Here is an 18,112-nt window from a genome sequence, read left to right on the forward strand (position 1 = left end):
CCGTCCTCATCCGACAACAGCAACGCTTTCAACTCGCCTCTGCTCAGTCTAACGTCTCGATTGGTCATGGCACTTCCCCTTCCACGGGAATCGGTGATCGCAACGTCACCACCGTGCCATGGCCGCTCGCCCCTCAGAGCAAGCCCCGTTCTCTCTCCAAAACTTTTTGCAGAACCTTCAGCACACTATCCACTTCGGAATGGTGTCCAACCCGGACCCATAGGTAACAGCATCTCTCATCGCGCCGGTAATGGCTTAAGATCGCGGGCCTATGCAGCCTTCCGCCGCAATTGGCTCACGCTCAGCCACACCGCCGAAACAAGGAAGTAGAGGGCGCCTACTGCGGCATAGCCGGCCACGTTGGAGATCGATGGCGGCATCGGCATCCGCGCCTGCGCGATGAAAAACGTGCCTGCCAGTGCCGATTGCCCTCCGCTCAGGACCATCGCCCACTGCGCACCAGAGCTCTTCCAACGGCGGACGGCGGTGCCGAGTTGAAGCAGGCCGGACAGGATCGCCCATAGGCCGAACACGCCCAGCACCCAATTCATGCTCATCTTCAGCGCAAAAACGACCGCGAGCGTTGTCGCCACACTGACCACGACGTTGATGGTCTGGGTGCGATTCTGTCCCAATCCTCCGCTGCGCGATGCGTCGACAAAATTGGCCAAGGCATCCCATGCAGGATAAGCCACGAGTAACACCGCCGCGACCACCCCGGAATGCTGTCCCATCGTAAAGGCAGCCGCCACCCAGACAGCCGAGAACGCCGTCCGAGCGAAGTAATAGAGCTTGAGCCATTGTTCCTGACTGGCGCGGGAAAGATCGCCACTGTGAACCGTCATTGGATCGTCCTTTCGACTAGTAGGTAGGGACTCTCGACGAACGTCGCAGAGTGATTGCTAGTATAGTTAGTTGAGATCTAGGCCCGTATCCGGGGGGAAGCGCGGAGGCGCTCCAGGAGCGGGCCCGTCACGACGGCGAATATCTTCGGATCGCCATAGGCCCGTGCCGAAAGCATCGCGCCGTGAACGGTCGCCATGAACGCTTCAGCCTCGGCACGAGGGGTACTCATCAGTCGAAATTGGCCGTGCCGCGCACCGCGCTCCATCACCGATGTCAGCCAAGCCGACAGCGAGCGGAAATGCGCCCGGACCTCAAGGCCAACTTCCTCGGGCAGCACGGGGAGCTCGCTTGCCAACAGCGCGCAGATACAAAACGGGGCGCTGGCGTTCGCGATGCAGGCTTCCCAATACCCGGCATAGATCCGCAACTGTTCGAGCGGATCGGATTCGTGAAGTTCGACATTTGCCATCCCCGCTTCAGTTTCTTCGCGATACCGCGCAACCAGCGTCCGAACCAGATCGACCTTGCTTGGGAAATGGTGATGGATGCTCGCCTTACGGATCCCGACCACTTCAGCAATGTCGGCATAACTGAAACCGTTGTAGCCGCCAGCGACGATCAGCGAACGTGCACAAGCCAGGATGTCATCAGAGGTGGTAGACAAGTTGCTCATGCTTTTACCTACCTTCTGGTAGGATGGCAGTCAAGCCTCCTTGCACCGCGAGTAGCGTGAAATTGCGTGGCTATGGCGTAGACGTCATTCGATCTTCATTGTTTTCGGCCCGCCGTCCATTCAGAAAGCTCCGGGTGTTTGTCGATCGAGGTAGCCATCCCACTTCGAGGACGAGGCAACACCCTCCGGCCGACCGGACCACCGCTAATCGCCGTGCGGCACTAGGCGTTTGCACCGACTGCGCTATCTCCCCATCGTTAGCTTGTTCTATCGCTGGTTGAAGACTGGGGAGGTTTCCATGGATCGGCGACTATTTTTGACAGGAATGTTTGGCATTGCCGGGGCCGCGGCCCTTGCAAGCACAGTTCGGCCAATCAACGCAGTGGCCGGCGTTCCAACTGCCAGAAGCGGCATTCTCGATGAACTCGAGGCGCCGGATGTCGAGACCTTCGACGACGACGAAACTCAAGCGGAGTTGCAACCAGTCTATCATCGCCGGTGGCATATGCCGCGCCGGCGCCGCCGGCGCGCTTGGAGAAGGGTCTGTCGCGTTTACTGGCGAAATGGCTATCGGCGCAGGCGGTGCTTCCGCAGGCGCGTTTGGGTCTGGTTTCGATTCTAGCAACTGTCCGGCTTGAACCCTGGCCATCGCGGCCGGGGTTTTCGCCTCAGGCGGCCGTTAGCGCCCTTAGGGAGCTTTCCTAAGGGCGCGGAGGAGGCTGACGGTGTTTGCAGGTTTCAGAGCCACCAGCCTACGACTGGACGATACGACGATTTTCGCAAGGGTCGGAGGCACCGGTCCGCCGCTGCTGCTTCTTCACGGTTTTCCAGAAACGCATCTGATGTGGAGGGATATCGCCGCAGCCTTGGCGCTCCGCTTCACGGTGGTCGCCGCCGACCTTCGAGGCTATGGGCAAAGCGGATGTCCGATTTCCTCTGCCGATCATAGCCCATACGCCAAACGCGCCATGGCCGGCGACATGGTTCAGGCCATCAAGCAAGTGGGGTTTGAGCGGTTCATGGTTGCCGGGCATGATCGCGGCGGGCGGGTTGCCTATCGCCTGGCGCTGGACCATCCCGACAAAGTGCTCAAAATCGCCGTCCTCGACATCATCCCCACCGCCGCAACATGGGATCGGGCGGATGCCAGACTGGCGCTTGGCTTCTGGCCCTGGAGCCTTCTTGCCCAGCCGGAGCCCCTGCCGGAGCGTCTGATCGGCGCGGCTCCCGATGCTGTCGTCGACGATGCAATAACGCAGTGGGGATCGTCAGCGAAAATGGTCTCCAAAGAGGTCAGGAACGCCTATGTTGATGCGCTTGGCGATCCCGCGCATATTCATGCCATCTGCGAAGAGTATCGCGCCGCTGCGACGATCGATCGTGAACATGACGCGTTGGACCACGCAAACGGTCGTCGCATCGACTGTCCGCTACTGGCGCTATGGAGTGGCGAAGGCGCCCTGGAGAACTGGTATGCGCAAGAAGGCGGGCCGCTGGCCATCTGGAGGAAATGGGCCGACAGAGTGGCAGGACGCGCTGTCCAAGGCGGGCACTTTTTCCCGGAAGAGCACCCCGACAAGACGGCAGCGGCTCTCTCGGAATTCTTTGAAGACAAACAGGTCGGTCAGCACAGAGTATTGTAGAGGTCACATGCTTCAGTTACGCGGAACCTCGCGAGTGCTTCGCGGCCCTAGATCGAGAACCCTCCGAAAATCCGCCCGTCCGGCATCAATGTGCTTGATAAGGGAATGAAGGCGATCTCCACGGCCACGCCTCTGATATGCAGCCTCATGTTTGTCGGAAGTTGCGCATCGCCTTTGCCGGCATCCTTTGATGCTGCGAAATACGACAAGATGAGTTGCGTCGAGCTCAACGTGGCGATGGGCGCTGTCGCCGACGAAATGTCGGCGACAGCCATCGCTCGTGGCAAAGTCGTCCACACCAACATTCCGGGCTGGCTGTTGGGAGGGCAGCGTGTCGCCTCGACCGTGGCTGCCCGCCAGAGCGCGAAGATCGAGCGCTTGCGGCAGCAGGAGGCAGCGATTGCAGCGGCGAGACGAAGCAGGTGCTAATCGTCTCTTAGCCGTTCGATAAAACGCCTCTTATGGATATGCCGATCGCGGATCGCCTGCAGCCTGCGAGCAAAATCGTGGGTCGTGCCACATTCCTCGGCGATTGCCTTGAGGTCGAGCAGAAGGCTGGCGGCCTCATCGTAGCCGGGAGGGTTGCGGCGTTCGATCCCGCTCTCCACCTCACGCCAGACGCTTTCGCCGCGCCGCGAGAGCGCATCGAGCCGAATACGGCGGGCGCGCGCCTCTTCCGCCGCCTGCCGTTTTCTTTCAGCCTCTCGTTGCTCCTCCTGCGCGCGCTCGCGGGCCTGACGGATCGCCTCGGCACGGGCTCGCAGTTCGCCGGCCGAGCGCGGAACAGTGGCCATGGGGCTTCCAACAGAGGCTTTCAACATCGAGCGATTCCGAACGAACGCCCGAAGCTCGTTTTCAACATACCGATCGCCGTCGACGAGACGAACGAGCAGCGTCGTCTTTTCATGATCGGACAAGGCGCCGACTGAACGCCGGACCATATCCGGCGACAATTCCGTTGTCGTGCCGGCGGGACGCTCGGCCGCCGCAGCGACGAGGTCGGCGTCGAGCTGAAAGAAGCGCGCGAAAGCGTCGAGCGCGGGCGTCATCGGGCCGATCCCCGGCAAAGGCTCCGCCTCGTCCGGCTTGACGGAACCGATCTCGGCCGCCTTCAGCCACAGCAGGTAGAAAAGCCTCAGATCGCCGCCGAGCACGTCGGCGCGCAGCGGCGCCAGTGCTTCGAGCCAGTGCGAGTCGTCGTCCCAATTATCCCAATCGTCCGCAGGTTCCAGTTCTTCGCACAGGATGTCGACGATCAGGTTCTCGCCGGACGTGCTGATCTCGAGGCAATCGACCGCATGCAGGAATCCCTCGAGACGCTGCCGGTCGATTAATCGCGCTGGAAACCGGATCATCAGCCGGTGGGTGCCCCAATTCGCCAAATAGAGATGAAGATCGAACCAACGCCGCATCAACGCGACCGGATCGCCTTTGAAGTCGCCCCACTCGTAGAAATTCGTGAAGCTCGTGGCCGTAATCCGCGCCCGCGTCGACACATCGCGCAAGTCCCGGCGATCCGCTTCGCTGAGTGGGCGGTCGACCGCCCGAAACTCGTAGTATTGATATTCGCTCATGGTTGCTTGGCTGCTGGCCGATCCTCGTCCCACAGGTCAGTTCAGGATAGAGCTGTGTCGAGATCGAACTCGCCCCGTCTGGCACTTTCTGCACAGGAATTTGCCGTTTGTGCGGATGAACTGTTGAAAGGCAGCCGGCCTGTCGTAGATTTGGCAAGCGCGAACGGCAGCGAGGATGCCATGAAGAAGGAAGAACTGGACTCCGTCCTTGGCCGGGGCAAGCCCGGCTTCGATCTCGGTCCGATAGAAGATCAACTACATGCCGTGGCAAACGAGCAGCAATTGCCGGATGTCGCAATCATTCACTGCATAGCGAGGATTGAAGAATCGGCTCCCGCGCTGCGTGCCGTCGTCACAAGAGCGGCCGAAGGAGAGGCTCTGTCGCGGGATGATCAGATGCTGCTCTTGCGAGGCATCTACATTCTGGGCGGCGCTCGCGACACTAGAACGTTCGGGCCCTTGTTGCGCCTGCTGCGCCGGCCGGGACGCGACCTCGATGACCTGCTCGGCGACGTGGTGACCGAGAGCATGGCGCGTATCGTCGCCGGCGTATTTGATGGCGACGCCGACGCTTTGTTCAGCTTGATCAGCGACCGCTCCGTCGATGAATTCGTCCGCGATGCAGTTTTGGGCGCAGCGACCTTCCTGACCTGGGAAGGCCGCATCGAGCGTGACCGAATGCGAGATTTTCTCGAGCGATTCCACACCGAGAGGCTGGCCGATGACGACGATTTCGCCTGGATCGCCTGGCTGGGGGCGATCGCCCTGCTTGGCTTGCGCGATCTGGCGTCACTTGTTCACAGCGCATGGAACGACGGCCGCATCCCCGAAGGGGTAATCGACCGCCGCGATTTCGAAGACGATCTCCTGGCCGCCGAGCAAAGCCCAAACGACATCGATCGATTCGAGCGCGCCGCTCTCGGCTATATCGACGACGTGCTTGAAGCGTTGGAATGGACCAGCCACCTTGAGTATTTTGGCGAGGAAGATTGGCAATCGCCCTTGCCGGAACAAACTTGGCTCGACGAGTTGTCGAGATTGACAGCGCCGGTCACAAATCCTTGGCGCCATGTCGGACGCAATGATCCGTGTCCCTGTGGAAGCGGCAAGAAAGCAAAGAAATGCTGCCTGGCAAACTAACCTGTTGCAGTGTCGCGCAATTGCGAGTTTGATTTTTGGCTACCCTCACGCCGATCCACCGGATTGATGCGCAGCGATCGCGCCGAGGAATATCTCGCCGAAATCCTTGAGCTTGGCGGCGCCGACGCCGTTGACCGCGGCGAAGGCGTCCAGATCACGCGGGCAGCGTTCGGCCATATCGATCAGCGTACGATCCGAAAAGATCACGAAGGCCGGCACCTGGCGTTCCCGGGCAAGACGCAGCCGTACAGCCTTGAGCGCGGCCAGCAGCGCCGAATCCAGACCTTCCGTGCCTGCTGCGGTATCCTCAGGACGTATCTTGCCTCGCGATGACTGGCGCGCGTCCAAGCGATACCGGAACGAAGCCTCGCCCCGAGCCAGCGCACGGCCCTTCTCGGCAATGGCGAGGCCGCCATGGCCGGCTGAGTCCAATGTCAGGAACCCTCCCGCGACGAGTTGGCGGAGCAGCGACAGCAAGAAACTCTTTTTATGCGCCACACCGGTGCCGAAGCTGGCAAGCCTGTGGTGGTTCCTGTCCAGGACCTTCTCGGTCTCATGGCCGAGCAGCACATCGACGACATGGGCGACGCCGAAGCGCTCGCCGGTCTGTGCGATCGCCGCCAGGATGATCCGCGCCTCCGCCTCGCCATCCGCATGCGGCGCCTGGTCGAGGCAGTTGTCGCAATTGCCGCAAGGCGAAGCACTTTCGCCGAAATAGCCAAGCAGGATCTGACGGCGGCACTGCGTCGTCTCGCAATAACCGATCAGCGTATCGAGTCGGCCATGCGCGCGCCTTTTGTGCTCAGCCGGCGCATCCTCGTCTTCGATGAAAAGCCGCCGCATGCGGATATCGCCGAGACCGAACAGCATATGTGCCTCGGCCGCCCGCCCGTCGCGGCCCGCCCGCCCGATTTCCTGATAATAGGCCTCCAAGCTGCCCGGCAGGTCGGTGTGGAAGACATAGGCGACATCCGGCTTGTCGATCCCCATGCCGAAGGCGATGGTCGCCACCATCACCACGCCGGACAAGGTCATGAAAGCGTTTTGATTCGCTTCACGCGCGTCCTTGCTCATGCCGGCATGATAGGCGAGCGCGCGTACGCCGTTCCGCTCGAGGAACGCCGCCATCTCTTCGGTCTTTTTGCGTGACAGGCAATAGACGATCCCGCTGCGGCCCGCATGGCGCTGCACGAAGCCGAGCAGTTGGCGCTTGCTGTCCTGCTTGGGCTCAATGCTTAGCTTGATGTTCGGCCGGTCGAAGCCGAGCACCACGGTATCGACGCGCCCGTCGAACAGTTGCGCGGCAATGTCGGTGCGCGTCGTCTCGTCCGCCGTCGCCGTCAACGCAATGATCGGCACTTTCGGGAAGATATCACGTAGTCTCGACAATTCTTCGTATTCGCGCCGGAACGCCGGTCCCCATTGGGAGATGCAATGTGCCTCGTCGATGGCGATCAGCCGGACATCGAGCTTGGTCAACGCCTCGAGCATTCGCACCGTCATTAGCCGCTCCGGTGCAAGATAGAGCAGGCGCGTCTGGCCTGCCGCGACACGGCGCCATGCAGCGACATTGGCGTCGCGGTCGAGCGAGGAATTGATCGTATCGGCCGCCACGCCGGCAAGGCGCAATGCGGCGACCTGATCCTGCATCAGGGCCACCAGCGGCGAAACGACAATGGTGAGCCCGCCCAGCACCAGCGCCGGGACCTGGTAGCAGAGCGATTTGCCGGCGCCGGTCGGCATGACAGCCAGCACATGATGCCCGGCCAGCAGCGCCTCCATCACGGCCGCCTGGCCGAGACGAAAATCATCGAAGCCGAATACATCCTTCAGGACGCGCCGCTTGGAATCCTCTGCCGGGATGCTCGCTGCTACCTGCATTACAGAACTTTCGGGGATACGACCTGCCGAAATTCCCCGGCGAATCGCCAGGTGATTGCCTGGACAGCAGATTCGAACATTTATCGACCCCTCTGGTCCTGTCCGCGGCACCGCCTGAGGCGAACTTCTCTCTCATTGGCCGATATCAGACCGTCGTTCCAGCCCCTATTCGCTTTGGCTGTGAATATCGCACCGCCTCGGAGCGGTTAATCCTATCTTCACTATCATTCGGCAGGTTCAGGTTCTGCGGTGATGTTTTGAGTACCGCGGCGCCACAAGCGCCCAGGCAACACGCCCGCGTCTCTCCGGAGGCGCGGGTTTTTTTCTGAGAACCGGCTGCCTGATCTTCGGGCCCGCAGCTCAGTCGAGGAAATCGGCGCGGTGTGGCGTGAAGCTGTCGACCAGCCGTCCCGCCTGCAGCGCCTTGACGCCATGGACAAGGTTGGAAGGAACGATGAAGCTGCTGCCGGTTTCCAGGACCTCGGTCCTGCCGTCGATGGTGACTTCGAAGCGACCTTCGGCGACGTAGCTCGCCTGGACATGCGGGTGCGAGTGCAATGCACCGACACCACCCTTGTCGAAACCGAATTCGACCATCATCAGTTCATCCGTGTGCAGGAGCACGCGCCTGCGGTTGCCATCCGGCGTCGGCGTCCACGCAGCCTCGCCGGCATGCGAGAAGATTTTGGTTCCGGTCATCGCCAAACTCTCACCTTTTGTTGTTCATCGTGCCAGCCAGCCGCCGTCCACCGGCACCACCGCGCCGTGCATGTAGTTGGACGCTGGCGCCAGCAGGAAGACGGCTGCGTCGCCGATGTCTTCCGGCGCGCCCCAGCGGCCGGCCGGAATGCGCGCCAGGATCGAAGCGCTGCGGTCGGGATCGGTGCGCAGCGCCTCGGTGTTGTTGGTCTCGATATAGCCGGGCGCAATGCCGTTGACGTTGATCCCCTTTGCCGCCCATTCGCACGCCAGCAGCCGTGTGATGCCGAGCACGCCATGTTTGGAGGCGGTGTAGGAGGCGACGCGAATGCCGCCCTGAAAGCTCAGCACCGAAGCGATGTTGACGATCTTGCCACGCCGTCCAGATTCGGCAAGCACGCGCCTGGCAAAGCGCTGGCTGAGGAAGAACACCGTCTTCAGATTGACGCCGATGACGTCATCCCAGTCGGCTTCGGTGAGGTCGACCGCGTCGGCACGCCGGATGATGCCCGCATTGTTGACCAGGCCATCGAGCGGTCCGGTGCCGTCCCAGACGCGGTCAAGCATCGCCTGGGCAGCTGCATCATCACCAAGATCGCAGCGGACCGCCTCGAAGCGGCCGCCAGCCGCCGCAATCTTCTCCGCCGTCTCGTCCATCGCCGACCGGCCGACGCCGACGACCGCGCCGCCGGCGCGCGCGATCGACACGGCGATGCCCTGGCCGATGCCGGTATTGGCGCCGGTGACGAGGATGCGCTTGCCGGCAAGGCTGAAGGCCGAGAGATCGCTCACTTGAGCTCCTCCATCGCCACCAGGTCGACATCGGTATAGTCGACATTGTCGCCGGCCATCGCCCAGATGAAGGCGTAGTTCGAGGTGCCGGCGCCCGAATGGATCGACCATCCCGGCGACAGCACCGCCTCCTCGTTGCGCATGACGAGATGGCGCGTTTCGTCCGGTTCGCCCATGAGGTGAAACACCCGCGCCGCCTCCGGCAGGTCGAAATAGAGATAGGCCTCCATGCGCCGGTCATGCACATGGCATGGCATGGTGTTCCAGACCGAACCGGGGGCAAGCTGCGTCATGCCGACGACAAGCTGACAGGTCTTTACGCCATCGGCATGGATGAACTGGAAGATCGAGCGCTCGTTGGAGGTCGCCTGGCTGCCGAGATCGAGCCGCTTGGCATCGCCGATGCGGATCAGCCGGTTGGGATGGCCCTGATGCGCCGGCGCGCTGAGCAGGTAGAATTTAGCCGGCGCTGCCGGATTGGTCGCAGCGAACGATACCTCATCCGTGCCCATGCCGAGATAGAGCATGTCGCGCGCCTGCAACTCGTAGGATTGACCGCCGGCTTTCACGACGCCGGCACCGGCGATGTTGACGATGATCATCTCACGGCGGTCGAGAAAATTCTTGGTCCCGGTCGGCTTGATCGCCTGCAGCGGCAGCGGTGCGCCGGCGGGCATGGCGCCGCCGACTATCATGCGGTCGTAATGGGTGTAGGTCAGGCTGATGCGGCCGGGCTGGAACAAGTCCTCGATCAGGAAATTGTGTCGCAGCTCGTCCGTTCCCATGGCTGCGGCAGAAACAGGATCGATGGCGAAGCGGGAGGTGAAATCCGTATGATTGTCAGTGTGATTCATTGCTGTCCCATGGGGCTGCCTCAATTGCTTATTCAGTTGCCGCGGCGTTGACCGAGTCGGCATAAAAAATCTGGCGCGCGTGCAGGCGCTCGCGATAGCGCTGCTGGCTGGCACCGAGATGCGCGCGCATCGCCTCCCGCGCCGCTTCGGCATCGCCTGCCGAGATGGCATTGAGGATCATCAGGTGTTCGCGCTGAAGGCCGCGCTGGTAGGCGTCGGACTGTGCGAACTCGGTCGACCAGGGCGAGGTCACATCGCAAGGAATAGCGCGCCGGCCGAGCACGTCGAGCATCTCGACATAGAACGGATTGTTGGTGGCGCTGGCGATTGCGCGGTGGAAGGCAAGGTCTGCCGGTCCAGTCGGCTCGCTGTTGAGGAGCAGCCGTTCGAACTCGAAGAAGGCTTCCTGGATTGCCGCTTCCTGCGCGGCGTTGCGGCGGATGGCGGCGAGCCCGGCGGATTCGATCTCGATCGCCAACCTGACTTCGAGCACGTTGAGGGCAATCGAATCCTTGCTGCCCATCTCCGCTGCCAGAGCACCGAACGCTGTCGAGATATGTTCGGTCACGAAAACGCCGGCGCCTTGGCGCGGCTCGACCAGGCCGTCCGCGGCAAGCTTGGCCAGCGCCTCGCGTATCACGGTGCGGCTGACCCCGAAGGTTTCCGTCAGCTGGCCCTCGGTCGGCAGCTTTTGCCCAGGCTGGATCTCGCCCGCCTGCAGCTGCTTGCGGATCGCCGCGACCACGGTTTCCGAAAGCTTCGGTCTTCGTTCGACGCGGAGCCCGACGGCAGTGTCCGATGCCATGTCGCACCCCCTATTTGAAGACGCTCGGCAGCCATAGCGAAATGGCCGGAATGTAAGTGACGAGCGCCAGCACCACGAGGCCTGCGCCATAGAACGGCCAGATCGAGCGCATCGATTCCCACACGGATATCTTGCCCACGGCACACGCCACGAACTGCACTGCGCCCACGGGCGGCGTGTTCAGCCCGATGCCGAAATTGAGGATCATGATGACGCCGAAATGCACCGGATCGACACCATAGGCCTGCGCCACGGGCAGGAAGATTGGCGTGCAAATGATGATCGTCGGCCCCATGTCCATGAACGTGCCGAGGAACAGCATCAAGAGGTTGAGCAGCAGAAGCACGACCAGCGGATCGTCCGAGATCGCATTCATGGAGGCGATGAGCGCTGCCGGCACTTTCAGGAAGGCCATCAGCCACGAGAACGCCGCCGCCATGCCGATGATGAGCAGCACCATGGCCGTGGTGCGCACGGCGCCATGGGTGGCATGAACGAACCCTTCCCAGGTCATCTGCCGGTAAACGAAGACGGTCACGAGCAGCGCATAGATGACGGCGATACAGGAACTCTCGGTGGCGGTGAAGACGCCCGATCGCACGCCGCCGAAGATGATCGCGATCAGCAGCAGGCCGGGCACGGCGACGGCGAAAAGATGCGCGACCGCGGTGAAGCCCGGAAACGCCTCGGTCGGATAGCCGCGGGAGCGCGCCACGATATAGGCGGTGACCATAAGTGACAGGGCCAGTAGCAGGCCCGGGATGATACCGGCCGTGAACAGATCGGCGATGGAGATCTTTCCGCCTGCCGAGATCGAGTAGATGATCATGTTGTGCGACGGCGGCAGCAGCAGCGCGATCAGTGCCGCCATCGACGTGACGTTGACGGCGTAGTCCGCCCCATATCCACGCGCCTTCATCTGCGGGATCATCAGGCCGCCTACCGCCGCTGCCTCCGCCACCGCTGAGCCGGAAATGCCGCCGAACAGTGTAGCAGTCGCGATGTTGACCTGGCCGAGGCCGCCGCGCAAATGGCCGACGAGCGAGCCAGCGAAGGCAACGATCTTGCTGGCGATGCCGCCGCGCACCATCAAGTCGCCGGCGTAGATGAAAAACGGAATGGCCAGCAGCGAAAAAACGCTCATGCCGGAATTCAGGCGCTGGAACACGATGAGCGGCGGCAGGCCCATATAGAGGACGGTGGCGAGGCTTGCGACGCCGAGGCAGAAAGCGATCGGCGTGCCGATAAGCATCAGCAGGGTGAAGACGCCGAAGAGAATCCACAGTTCCATGGCGTCAGACCTTCACGTTGGCGGTGTCGAGTTCGGCCGCGACTTCGGCCGGCGGCAGTTCATCGAGGGCGTCGTCGATCGGCGCGCCGGAGAGGCGAAGCACGATGCGCTCCAGCGTGAAGAGCACGATGAGCGCGCCTCCCGCGACAAGCGGGACATAGTCCCAGCCCCCCGATATGCCGAGTGACGGCAAGACGGAGCCCCAGGTCAATGCGACCAGCTGGCTGCCATACCAGATCATGCCGATGCCGAAGGCGAGCGCGACAAGATCCGAAATCATCCGCAGCCAGCGCTTGCCGCCTTTCGGAAGTACGTAGAGCAGGACGTCGAAGCCGAGGTGATAGTTTTCGCGCACGCCGACGGCAGCGCCGAGGAAAATGAACCAGCTCATCAGCATCACCGAGCCCGGCTCGGTCCAGCTCGGCGAGCGGTTCAGAACATAGCGGCCGAACACCTGCCAGGCGACGAAGGCGGTCATCAGCACCAGCCCGATGCCGGCGATCGACAGCGCCGCCGTGCTGACGCGCGACATCACTTGCGCGACGCCGGAAAGGAGCGGTGTTGGTCTTGGGCTGGAAGTCACCGGTTTTCTCCCTAGGAGGATGGCGGCACGGAATGTCCGCGCCGCCGCCTGATCACTGCACGGCCTTGATGGCTTCGACCATGGCCTTCAGCTTGTCGTCCTTGACGTGCTTCTCGTAGACCGGCCCCATCGCGTCGATGAAGGGCTGCTTGTCCGGCGTCGTGATCTGCGAACCGGCCGCCTCGACCTTGGCGCGCGATTCCTTGACCTTGGCGGTCCACAGCTCGCGCTGCTTGGCGACGCTTTCCTTGGCGGCCGCCTTGAAGATCGCCTGGTCTTCCGGCGTCAGCTTGTCCCAGCTCGACTTCGCCATGACGAAGGCTTCCGGCACCATCGTGTGCTCGTCGAGCGAATAGTACTTGGCGACTTCCGCGTGCTTGGCGGTGTCGTAGCTCGGAAAATTGTTCTCCGCGCCGTCGATCACCCCGGTCTCGATCGCCGAATACACTTCGCCATACGGCATCGGCGTCGCGTTGGCGCCGAGTGCCGCCACCATGTCGACGAAGATGTCGGACTGGATGACGCGGAATTTCATCCCGGCCATGTCGGCTACGGTGTTGATCGGCTTCTTCGAATTATAGAAGGAGCGCGAGCCGCCGTCGTAAAAGGCGAGCAGCACCAGCCCGACCTGGTCGAACGCCGCCGCGATCTGGTCGCCGATCGCCCCGTCCATGACCTTGTGCATATGCTCTTCCGAACGGAAGATGTAGGGCAGCGAGGGCACGGTGGTCTCGGGGATGAGCCCGTTGAACGGCGCCATCGAAACGCGGTTGAGATCGATCACGCCGGTGCGCACCTGCTCGATCGTGTCCTTTTCCTCGCCGAGTTGCGCGGAAGGATAGATCTCGACCACATAGCGGCCGGCCGTGCGCTCCTTCACCAGCTCGCCGAAATATTTGACCGCCTCGACCGTCGGATAGCCATCCGGGTGGGTGTCGGACGAGCGCAGGACCGTCTGGGCGCTTGCCGATCCGGCCAGCAGTGCGGCGGCAACTAGCGTAGCTCCCGCCAGTCTCGAAAAATGCAGCATTGGTTTCCTCCCTTTTTGAACGATGGCGGCAAGCGCCGTTAGAGCCGGTACGCCTTTTTCGCGAGCGTATAGGCAAGTTCCTGCGCCAGCTCGTGCGCCTCGTCCTCGCCGAGCCGATGCTCGGCGACGAGACGCGCCAGATATGCGCAATCGACCCGGCGCGCCACATCATGGCGGGCCGGTATGGATGGAAAGGCGCGGGTGTCGTCGTTGAAACCGACGGTGTTGTAGAAACCGGCCGTTTCGGTGGTCATCTCACGGAACCGGCGCATGCCTTCGGGGCTGTCGTGGAACCACCAGGCCGGGCCGAGCTTCAATGCCGGGTAGACGCCGGCGAGCGGCGCCAGCTCGCGCGCATAGCTGGTCTCGTCGAGCGTGAAGAGGATGATGGTGAGGTCGCGCTCCAGCCCGACGCAGTCGAGCAGCGGCTTCAGCGCCGTCACATAGTCGGTTCGGGTCGGAATATCGAAGCCTTTGTCCCTGCCGAACTTGTGAAAGATAGCCGGCGAATGATTGCGCCAGGAGCCGGGATGGATCTGCAGGACCAGCCCGTCGTCGCGGCTCATCTTGGCCATCTCGGTCAGCATCTGGGCGCGGAACAGCTTTCGCTCGCGCTCGTCGTCCGAGCCCCGGCGGATGCGGTTGAACAGCTCCTGCGCGGCGGCATCCGAGAGATTGGCGGTTTCGGCCGTCGGATGGCCGTGATCGGAGGAAGTCGCACCGAAACTCTTGAAGAAGGCGCGCCGCTGGCGGTGCGCCTCGAGATAGCCTGTCCAATTGCCGGTATCGCACCCGGTGATCTCGCCAAGCCGGTCGAGATTGGCCGAGAACCCTTCGAAGTCGGGATCGACGATCGCATCCGGCCGATAGGCGGTGATGACGCGGCCCTCCCAGCCGCTGTCGCGGATCATCTGGTGCCATCTGAGATCGTCGAGCGCGCCTTCGGTCGTTGCGATGACTTCAATGTTGAAGCGCTCGAACAGCGCTCGCGGGCGAAAATTCTCCCACTGCAGCAAGGTCGAGATCATATCGTAATGGCGGTCGGCGGTTGCGGCCGTCAGCGGCTCGTCGATGCCGAACAGATGGGCAAGCACATGGTCGAACCACAGCCGGGTCGGCGTACCCCGGAACAGGTAATAATGCTCGGCGAAGCGCCGCCAGATCGTTCTGCCGTCGGTTTCCACCGGCGAGCCGTCAAGCGTCGGCACCCCAAGCTCCTCAAGCCGAACGCCCTGGCTGAACAGCATGCGGAAAATGTAGTGGTCCGGCACGATCAGCAACTGCGCCGGATCGGGAAACGCCTCGTTGAGCGCATACCAGCGCGGATCGGTGTGGCCGTGCGGGCTGACGATCGGCAGGTCCTTGACCGCGGCGTAGAGATCACGGGCCAGCGAACGCGGGCGCGCCTCGGCGGCAAACAGCAAATCCGGATCCGTCAATGCGGCCACGCAAATCCTCCCAATCCGGACATCGGTAGGGTTGGAAAGAAATAATGTCAACATACAAAAACTGGGTTGTTGTATGATGACTTTTCGTCGGCCATTGCCCATTGTGCGTGACGGCATCGGGTGTTACGCCGCCTGACAGCAGTGACCCAACAATCTCGATCAGACACGTGGCGCAATGACCAATAGACGCCTTTCCAACAGCACGCTGAAGGCACTGCCGGCTTCGGTCACGGTTCCGCGCTACGCCCGCGGCGGCGGCGCACCGGGCATCGTCCATCTCGGTGTCGGTGCCTTCCATCGCGCCCACCAGGCGGCCTATGTCGACGACTGCCTGGCGGCGGGAGAGGCGGACTGGGGCATTGTCGGCGTGTCCTTGCGCAGTCCTGACACGCGCGACGCACTGGAGCCGCAGGATGGCCTCTACACGCTGGCGATCAGGAGCAGCATCGGCGAAGAGCTGCGCGTCGTCGGCTCGATCCTGTCGCTGCTGGTGGCGCCGGAAGATCCGGCTGCGGTGCTCGCCGCCCTGACCGATCCGCGCACCCGCATCGTCACGCTGACGATCACCGAAAAGGCCTATTTGAGGGCAGCCGGCGGCGGCCTCGACAATACCCACCCCGACATCGTCCATGATCTGGCCAACCCGCAAATGCCACGGACGGCGCATGGTTTCCTGACCGAGGCGCTGTCGCGCCGCCGTGCCGCCGGCATCCAGCCTTTCACCGTGCTCTGCTGCGACAACCTTCCGGCCAATGGCGCCACGCTGCACCGCCTGCTGGTCGAATTCGCCGCACTGCGCGATGCCAGGCTCGCCACTTCAGGCGATGCCAGGCTCGCCGCACACATCGCCGACGGCGTCGCGTTTCCGTCGAGCATGGTCGACCGTATCGTGCCGGCGACTACCGACGCCGACCGGGCGCGTATCGCCGTCGAGCTCGGCGTCGAGGATGCCTGGCCGGTGATGACCGAGCCGTTCTGCCAATGGGTGGTCGAAGACGATTTCCCGGCTGGCAGGCCGGCCTGGGAAAAGTTCGGCGCCACCATGGTCGGCGACGTCGGGCCCTTCGAGGACATGAAGCTGCGGCTGCTCAACGGTTCGCATTCGGCAATCGCCTATCTCGGCCTGCTCAGCGGCTACGACACGGTCGACCGCGCCTTTGCCAATCCGGCGATCCGGCAATTCGTCGACGGACTATGGGCCGAGGCCATCCCGACGCTGCCGCAGGACGCCGGGCTCGATACGGCCGGCTACACGGCCCAGCTCGCCGAACGCTATTCGAACACCGCGCTCGCCCATCGCACTGCGCAGATCGCCAATGACGGCAGCCAGAAGCTGCCGCAGCGCATCGTCGCCTCGGCCCTCGATCGGCTGGGTGCCGGTGACCCGCCCGCGCATCTCATGCTGGTGGTGGCGGCCTGGATCACCGCTTGCGAGGCGCGCGGCAAAACCTTGCCGAAAGCCCATTTTACCGACCCGATCGACGCTCGGCTTACGGCGCTCGGCAGCCGGCCGGCTGATGAAACGGTGACAGCGATATTCGATCTCGCCGGCTTCGCCAAGGACCATTCCCACCGCATGACACTGATCGATCTGACGGCAGCCCATCTCGAGCGCCTGCGGCGGGGCGGACCTGCCGCTGCCTTCGCGGCGCTTGGCATAGGGAGTGAGAAGCCATGAGACAGACCTGGCGCTGGTTCGGGCCGGACGATCCGGTGACGCTTGCCCATGTCCGTCAAGCCGGCGCCGTCGGCATCGTCAGCGCGCTGCATCACCTCAATGACGGCCGCGCCTGGCCGGCGGACGAGATCGCCAGGCGCAAGGCCGACATCGAGGCAGCAGGCCTGACCTGGGATGTGGTCGAGAGCATCGTCGTCCATGAGGACATCAAGACCCGCAGCGGCAACTGGCGCAGCCTGATCGACAATTACAAGGCGTCGGTCCGCGCCGTCGCCGCCGCCGGGATCAATACCGTCTGCTATAATTTCATGGCGATCACCGACTGGACGCGCACCGACCTCGATTACCCGATGCCGCATGGCGGCACGGCGCTGCGCTTCGATGTCGTCGAGCTCTGCGCCTATGACGTCTTCATCCTTGAGCGAGAAGGGGCGGAGGCCGATCACCCACCGGCCCGCGTCGAGGCCGCGCGTGTGCGACTGCAAGGGATGAGCGACAGCGACAAGGCAAGGCTGGAGCGCAACCTGATCGGCTGGGTGCCGGCGCGCGAATTCATCTTCGATCGGGCAAGCTTCCGCCGCGCCCTCGACCTCTACAAGGACGTCTCCACCGAAGGCCTGCGCGAAAACCTGTTTGCCTTCCTGCGCGAGATCGTGCCGGTGGCCGAAGAGGCCGGCGTCAGGATGGCGATCCACCCCGACGATCCGCCCTTTTCGTTGTTCGGCCTGCCGCGCATCGTTTCCAGCGCCAATGATGCCCGCGCGCTGCTCGACGCGGTCGCTTCGCCGGCCAACGGGCTGACGCTGTGCACCGGCTCCTACGGCGCGGGCGCGCAGAACGATCTGCCGGCAATGGCAAAGGCCTTCGCCGAAAACATCCATTTCGCCCATCTGCGCAACGTCACCAAGGAGCCCGACGGCTCCTTCCACGAAGCCGAACACCTCGACGGCGACACCGACATGGTGGCGGTCGTGTCGGCGCTGATTGGCGAAGAGCGGCGGCGCAAGGCGGCAGGCAGGGCGGACTGGCAGGTGCCGATGCGTCCGGACCATGGCCATGCCATCGTCGATGACATCGGCAAGAAGGTGAACCCCGGCTATTCCTGCATCGGCCGCCTGAAGGGCCTCGCCGAACTGCGCGGCGTCATGCGCGCAGTAGAGGCACTGACAGTTTGA

At 62.9% G+C, this 18,112-nt stretch carries 17 protein-coding genes; 5 read left to right on the forward strand and 12 right to left on the reverse strand.

Going from position 1 to position 18,112, the window contains the following annotated elements:
* Window positions 1-269 precede the first annotated feature (269 nt).
* A complete protein-coding gene (locus NKI54_RS31265; protein WP_352636892.1) occupies window positions 270-845 on the reverse strand; it encodes a DUF308 domain-containing protein in 576 nt (191 codons plus the stop codon).
* 77 nt (window positions 846-922) lie between these two features.
* On the reverse strand, window positions 923-1,519 hold the full coding sequence (locus NKI54_RS31270) for a TetR/AcrR family transcriptional regulator (RefSeq protein ID WP_352636893.1): 597 nt from the start codon (window positions 1,517-1,519) through the stop codon (window positions 923-925).
* Between the two features lie 725 nt (window positions 1,520-2,244).
* Between NKI54_RS31270 and NKI54_RS31275 the strand changes: the two genes are divergently transcribed.
* Together NKI54_RS31275 and NKI54_RS31280 are read left to right on the forward strand one after the other, a co-directional pair.
* Entirely contained in the window at window positions 2,245-3,162 is a 918-nt protein-coding gene (locus NKI54_RS31275) for an alpha/beta fold hydrolase (protein WP_352636894.1), read from the forward strand.
* Between the two features lie 210 nt (window positions 3,163-3,372).
* Window positions 3,373-3,591: a hypothetical protein gene (locus tag NKI54_RS31280; RefSeq protein ID WP_245274746.1), complete on the forward strand. Its 219-nt coding sequence runs from the start codon at window positions 3,373-3,375 to the stop codon at window positions 3,589-3,591.
* Here NKI54_RS31280 and NKI54_RS31285 read toward each other — a convergent pair.
* Window positions 3,588-4,574 carry a hypothetical protein gene (locus tag NKI54_RS31285; protein WP_352693495.1) on the reverse strand — a complete coding sequence of 329 codons (987 nt, stop codon included), beginning with the start codon at window positions 4,572-4,574 and terminating at the stop codon, window positions 3,588-3,590. The two genes, NKI54_RS31280 and NKI54_RS31285, sit on opposite strands and share 4 nt — an antisense overlap.
* On the opposite strand from NKI54_RS31285, the gene NKI54_RS31290 reads away from it, so the two are divergent.
* Window positions 4,551-5,876, forward strand: coding sequence for a DUF1186 domain-containing protein (locus NKI54_RS31290; protein ID WP_352693497.1), 1,326 nt, complete (start codon window positions 4,551-4,553; stop codon window positions 5,874-5,876). The genes NKI54_RS31285 and NKI54_RS31290 overlap by 24 nt on opposite strands.
* A 45-nt stretch (window positions 5,877-5,921) precedes the next feature.
* Here NKI54_RS31290 and recQ read toward each other — a convergent pair whose 3' ends face one another.
* The 9 genes from recQ to uxaC form a co-directional block, all read right to left on the reverse strand.
* Complete coding sequence (gene recQ, locus NKI54_RS31295; protein WP_352636896.1) at window positions 5,922-7,757, reverse strand: DNA helicase RecQ; 1,836 nt, start codon at window positions 7,755-7,757, stop codon at window positions 5,922-5,924.
* 360 nt (window positions 7,758-8,117) lie between these two features.
* Window positions 8,118-8,456 carry a cupin domain-containing protein gene (locus tag NKI54_RS31300; RefSeq protein ID WP_352636897.1) on the reverse strand — a complete coding sequence of 113 codons (339 nt, stop codon included), beginning with the start codon at window positions 8,454-8,456 and terminating at the stop codon, window positions 8,118-8,120.
* A gap of 24 nt (window positions 8,457-8,480) precedes the next feature.
* A complete protein-coding gene (gene kduD, locus NKI54_RS31305) occupies window positions 8,481-9,248 on the reverse strand; it encodes a 2-dehydro-3-deoxy-D-gluconate 5-dehydrogenase KduD (RefSeq protein ID WP_352636898.1) in 768 nt (255 codons plus the stop codon).
* On the reverse strand, window positions 9,245-10,102 hold the full coding sequence (kduI, locus tag NKI54_RS31310) for a 5-dehydro-4-deoxy-D-glucuronate isomerase (protein WP_352636899.1): 858 nt from the start codon (window positions 10,100-10,102) through the stop codon (window positions 9,245-9,247). The genes kduD and kduI overlap by 4 nt, the downstream gene beginning before the upstream one ends.
* 28 nt (window positions 10,103-10,130) lie before the next feature.
* Complete coding sequence (locus NKI54_RS31315) at window positions 10,131-10,907, reverse strand: FadR/GntR family transcriptional regulator (RefSeq protein WP_352636900.1); 777 nt, start codon at window positions 10,905-10,907, stop codon at window positions 10,131-10,133.
* Between the two features lie 10 nt (window positions 10,908-10,917).
* Window positions 10,918-12,198 carry a TRAP transporter large permease gene (locus NKI54_RS31320; protein ID WP_023678089.1) on the reverse strand — a complete coding sequence of 427 codons (1,281 nt, stop codon included), beginning with the start codon at window positions 12,196-12,198 and terminating at the stop codon, window positions 10,918-10,920.
* Between the two features lie 4 nt (window positions 12,199-12,202).
* Window positions 12,203-12,730, reverse strand: coding sequence for a TRAP transporter small permease (locus NKI54_RS31325; RefSeq protein ID WP_023719697.1), 528 nt, complete (start codon window positions 12,728-12,730; stop codon window positions 12,203-12,205).
* A 103-nt stretch (window positions 12,731-12,833) separates the two neighbouring features.
* Complete coding sequence (locus NKI54_RS31330; protein ID WP_352636901.1) at window positions 12,834-13,811, reverse strand: TRAP transporter substrate-binding protein; 978 nt, start codon at window positions 13,809-13,811, stop codon at window positions 12,834-12,836.
* A gap of 38 nt (window positions 13,812-13,849) precedes the next feature.
* Window positions 13,850-15,259 carry a glucuronate isomerase gene (uxaC, locus tag NKI54_RS31335; RefSeq protein ID WP_352636902.1) on the reverse strand — a complete coding sequence of 470 codons (1,410 nt, stop codon included), beginning with the start codon at window positions 15,257-15,259 and terminating at the stop codon, window positions 13,850-13,852.
* A gap of 175 nt (window positions 15,260-15,434) precedes the next feature.
* On the opposite strand from uxaC, the gene NKI54_RS31340 reads away from it, so the two are divergent.
* Both NKI54_RS31340 and uxuA read left to right on the forward strand, forming a co-directional pair.
* Window positions 15,435-16,937 carry a mannitol dehydrogenase family protein gene (locus NKI54_RS31340; RefSeq protein ID WP_352693501.1) on the forward strand — a complete coding sequence of 501 codons (1,503 nt, stop codon included), beginning with the start codon at window positions 15,435-15,437 and terminating at the stop codon, window positions 16,935-16,937.
* Entirely contained in the window at window positions 16,934-18,112 is a 1,179-nt protein-coding gene (gene uxuA / locus NKI54_RS31345) for a mannonate dehydratase (RefSeq protein ID WP_352636904.1), read from the forward strand. The genes NKI54_RS31340 and uxuA overlap by 4 nt, the downstream gene beginning before the upstream one ends.

Source organism: Mesorhizobium sp. M0663 (genome assembly GCF_040320585.1).
Lineage (GTDB): Bacteria > Pseudomonadota > Alphaproteobacteria > Rhizobiales > Rhizobiaceae > Mesorhizobium.

Excerpts from the sequence above, each read along its gene's own strand:
- NKI54_RS31290 (WP_352693497.1), top strand. The coding sequence starts at position 4,551 with ATGAAGATCGAACCAACGCCGCATCAACGCGACCGGATCGCCTTTGAA.
- NKI54_RS31280 (WP_245274746.1), top strand. The coding sequence starts at position 3,373 with ATGAGTTGCGTCGAGCTCAACGTGGCGATGGGCGCTGTCGCCGACGAA.
- recQ (WP_352636896.1), bottom strand. The coding sequence starts at position 7,757 with ATGCAGGTAGCAGCGAGCATCCCGGCAGAGGATTCCAAGCGGCGCGTC.
- uxuA (WP_352636904.1), top strand. The coding sequence starts at position 16,934 with ATGAGACAGACCTGGCGCTGGTTCGGGCCGGACGATCCGGTGACGCTT.
- NKI54_RS31285 (WP_352693495.1), bottom strand. The coding sequence starts at position 4,574 with ATGCGGCGTTGGTTCGATCTTCATCTCTATTTGGCGAATTGGGGCACC.
- NKI54_RS31330 (WP_352636901.1), bottom strand. The coding sequence starts at position 13,811 with ATGCTGCATTTTTCGAGACTGGCGGGAGCTACGCTAGTTGCCGCCGCA.
- NKI54_RS31325 (WP_023719697.1), bottom strand. The coding sequence starts at position 12,730 with ATGTCGCGCGTCAGCACGGCGGCGCTGTCGATCGCCGGCATCGGGCTG.
- NKI54_RS31340 (WP_352693501.1), top strand. The coding sequence starts at position 15,435 with ATGACCAATAGACGCCTTTCCAACAGCACGCTGAAGGCACTGCCGGCT.
- NKI54_RS31265 (WP_352636892.1), bottom strand. The coding sequence starts at position 845 with ATGACGGTTCACAGTGGCGATCTTTCCCGCGCCAGTCAGGAACAATGG.
- NKI54_RS31300 (WP_352636897.1), bottom strand. The coding sequence starts at position 8,456 with ATGACCGGAACCAAAATCTTCTCGCATGCCGGCGAGGCTGCGTGGACG.
- kduI (WP_352636899.1), bottom strand. The coding sequence starts at position 10,102 with ATGAATCACACTGACAATCATACGGATTTCACCTCCCGCTTCGCCATC.
- NKI54_RS31320 (WP_023678089.1), bottom strand. The coding sequence starts at position 12,198 with ATGGAACTGTGGATTCTCTTCGGCGTCTTCACCCTGCTGATGCTTATC.
- NKI54_RS31315 (WP_352636900.1), bottom strand. The coding sequence starts at position 10,907 with ATGGCATCGGACACTGCCGTCGGGCTCCGCGTCGAACGAAGACCGAAG.
- NKI54_RS31270 (WP_352636893.1), bottom strand. The coding sequence starts at position 1,519 with ATGAGCAACTTGTCTACCACCTCTGATGACATCCTGGCTTGTGCACGT.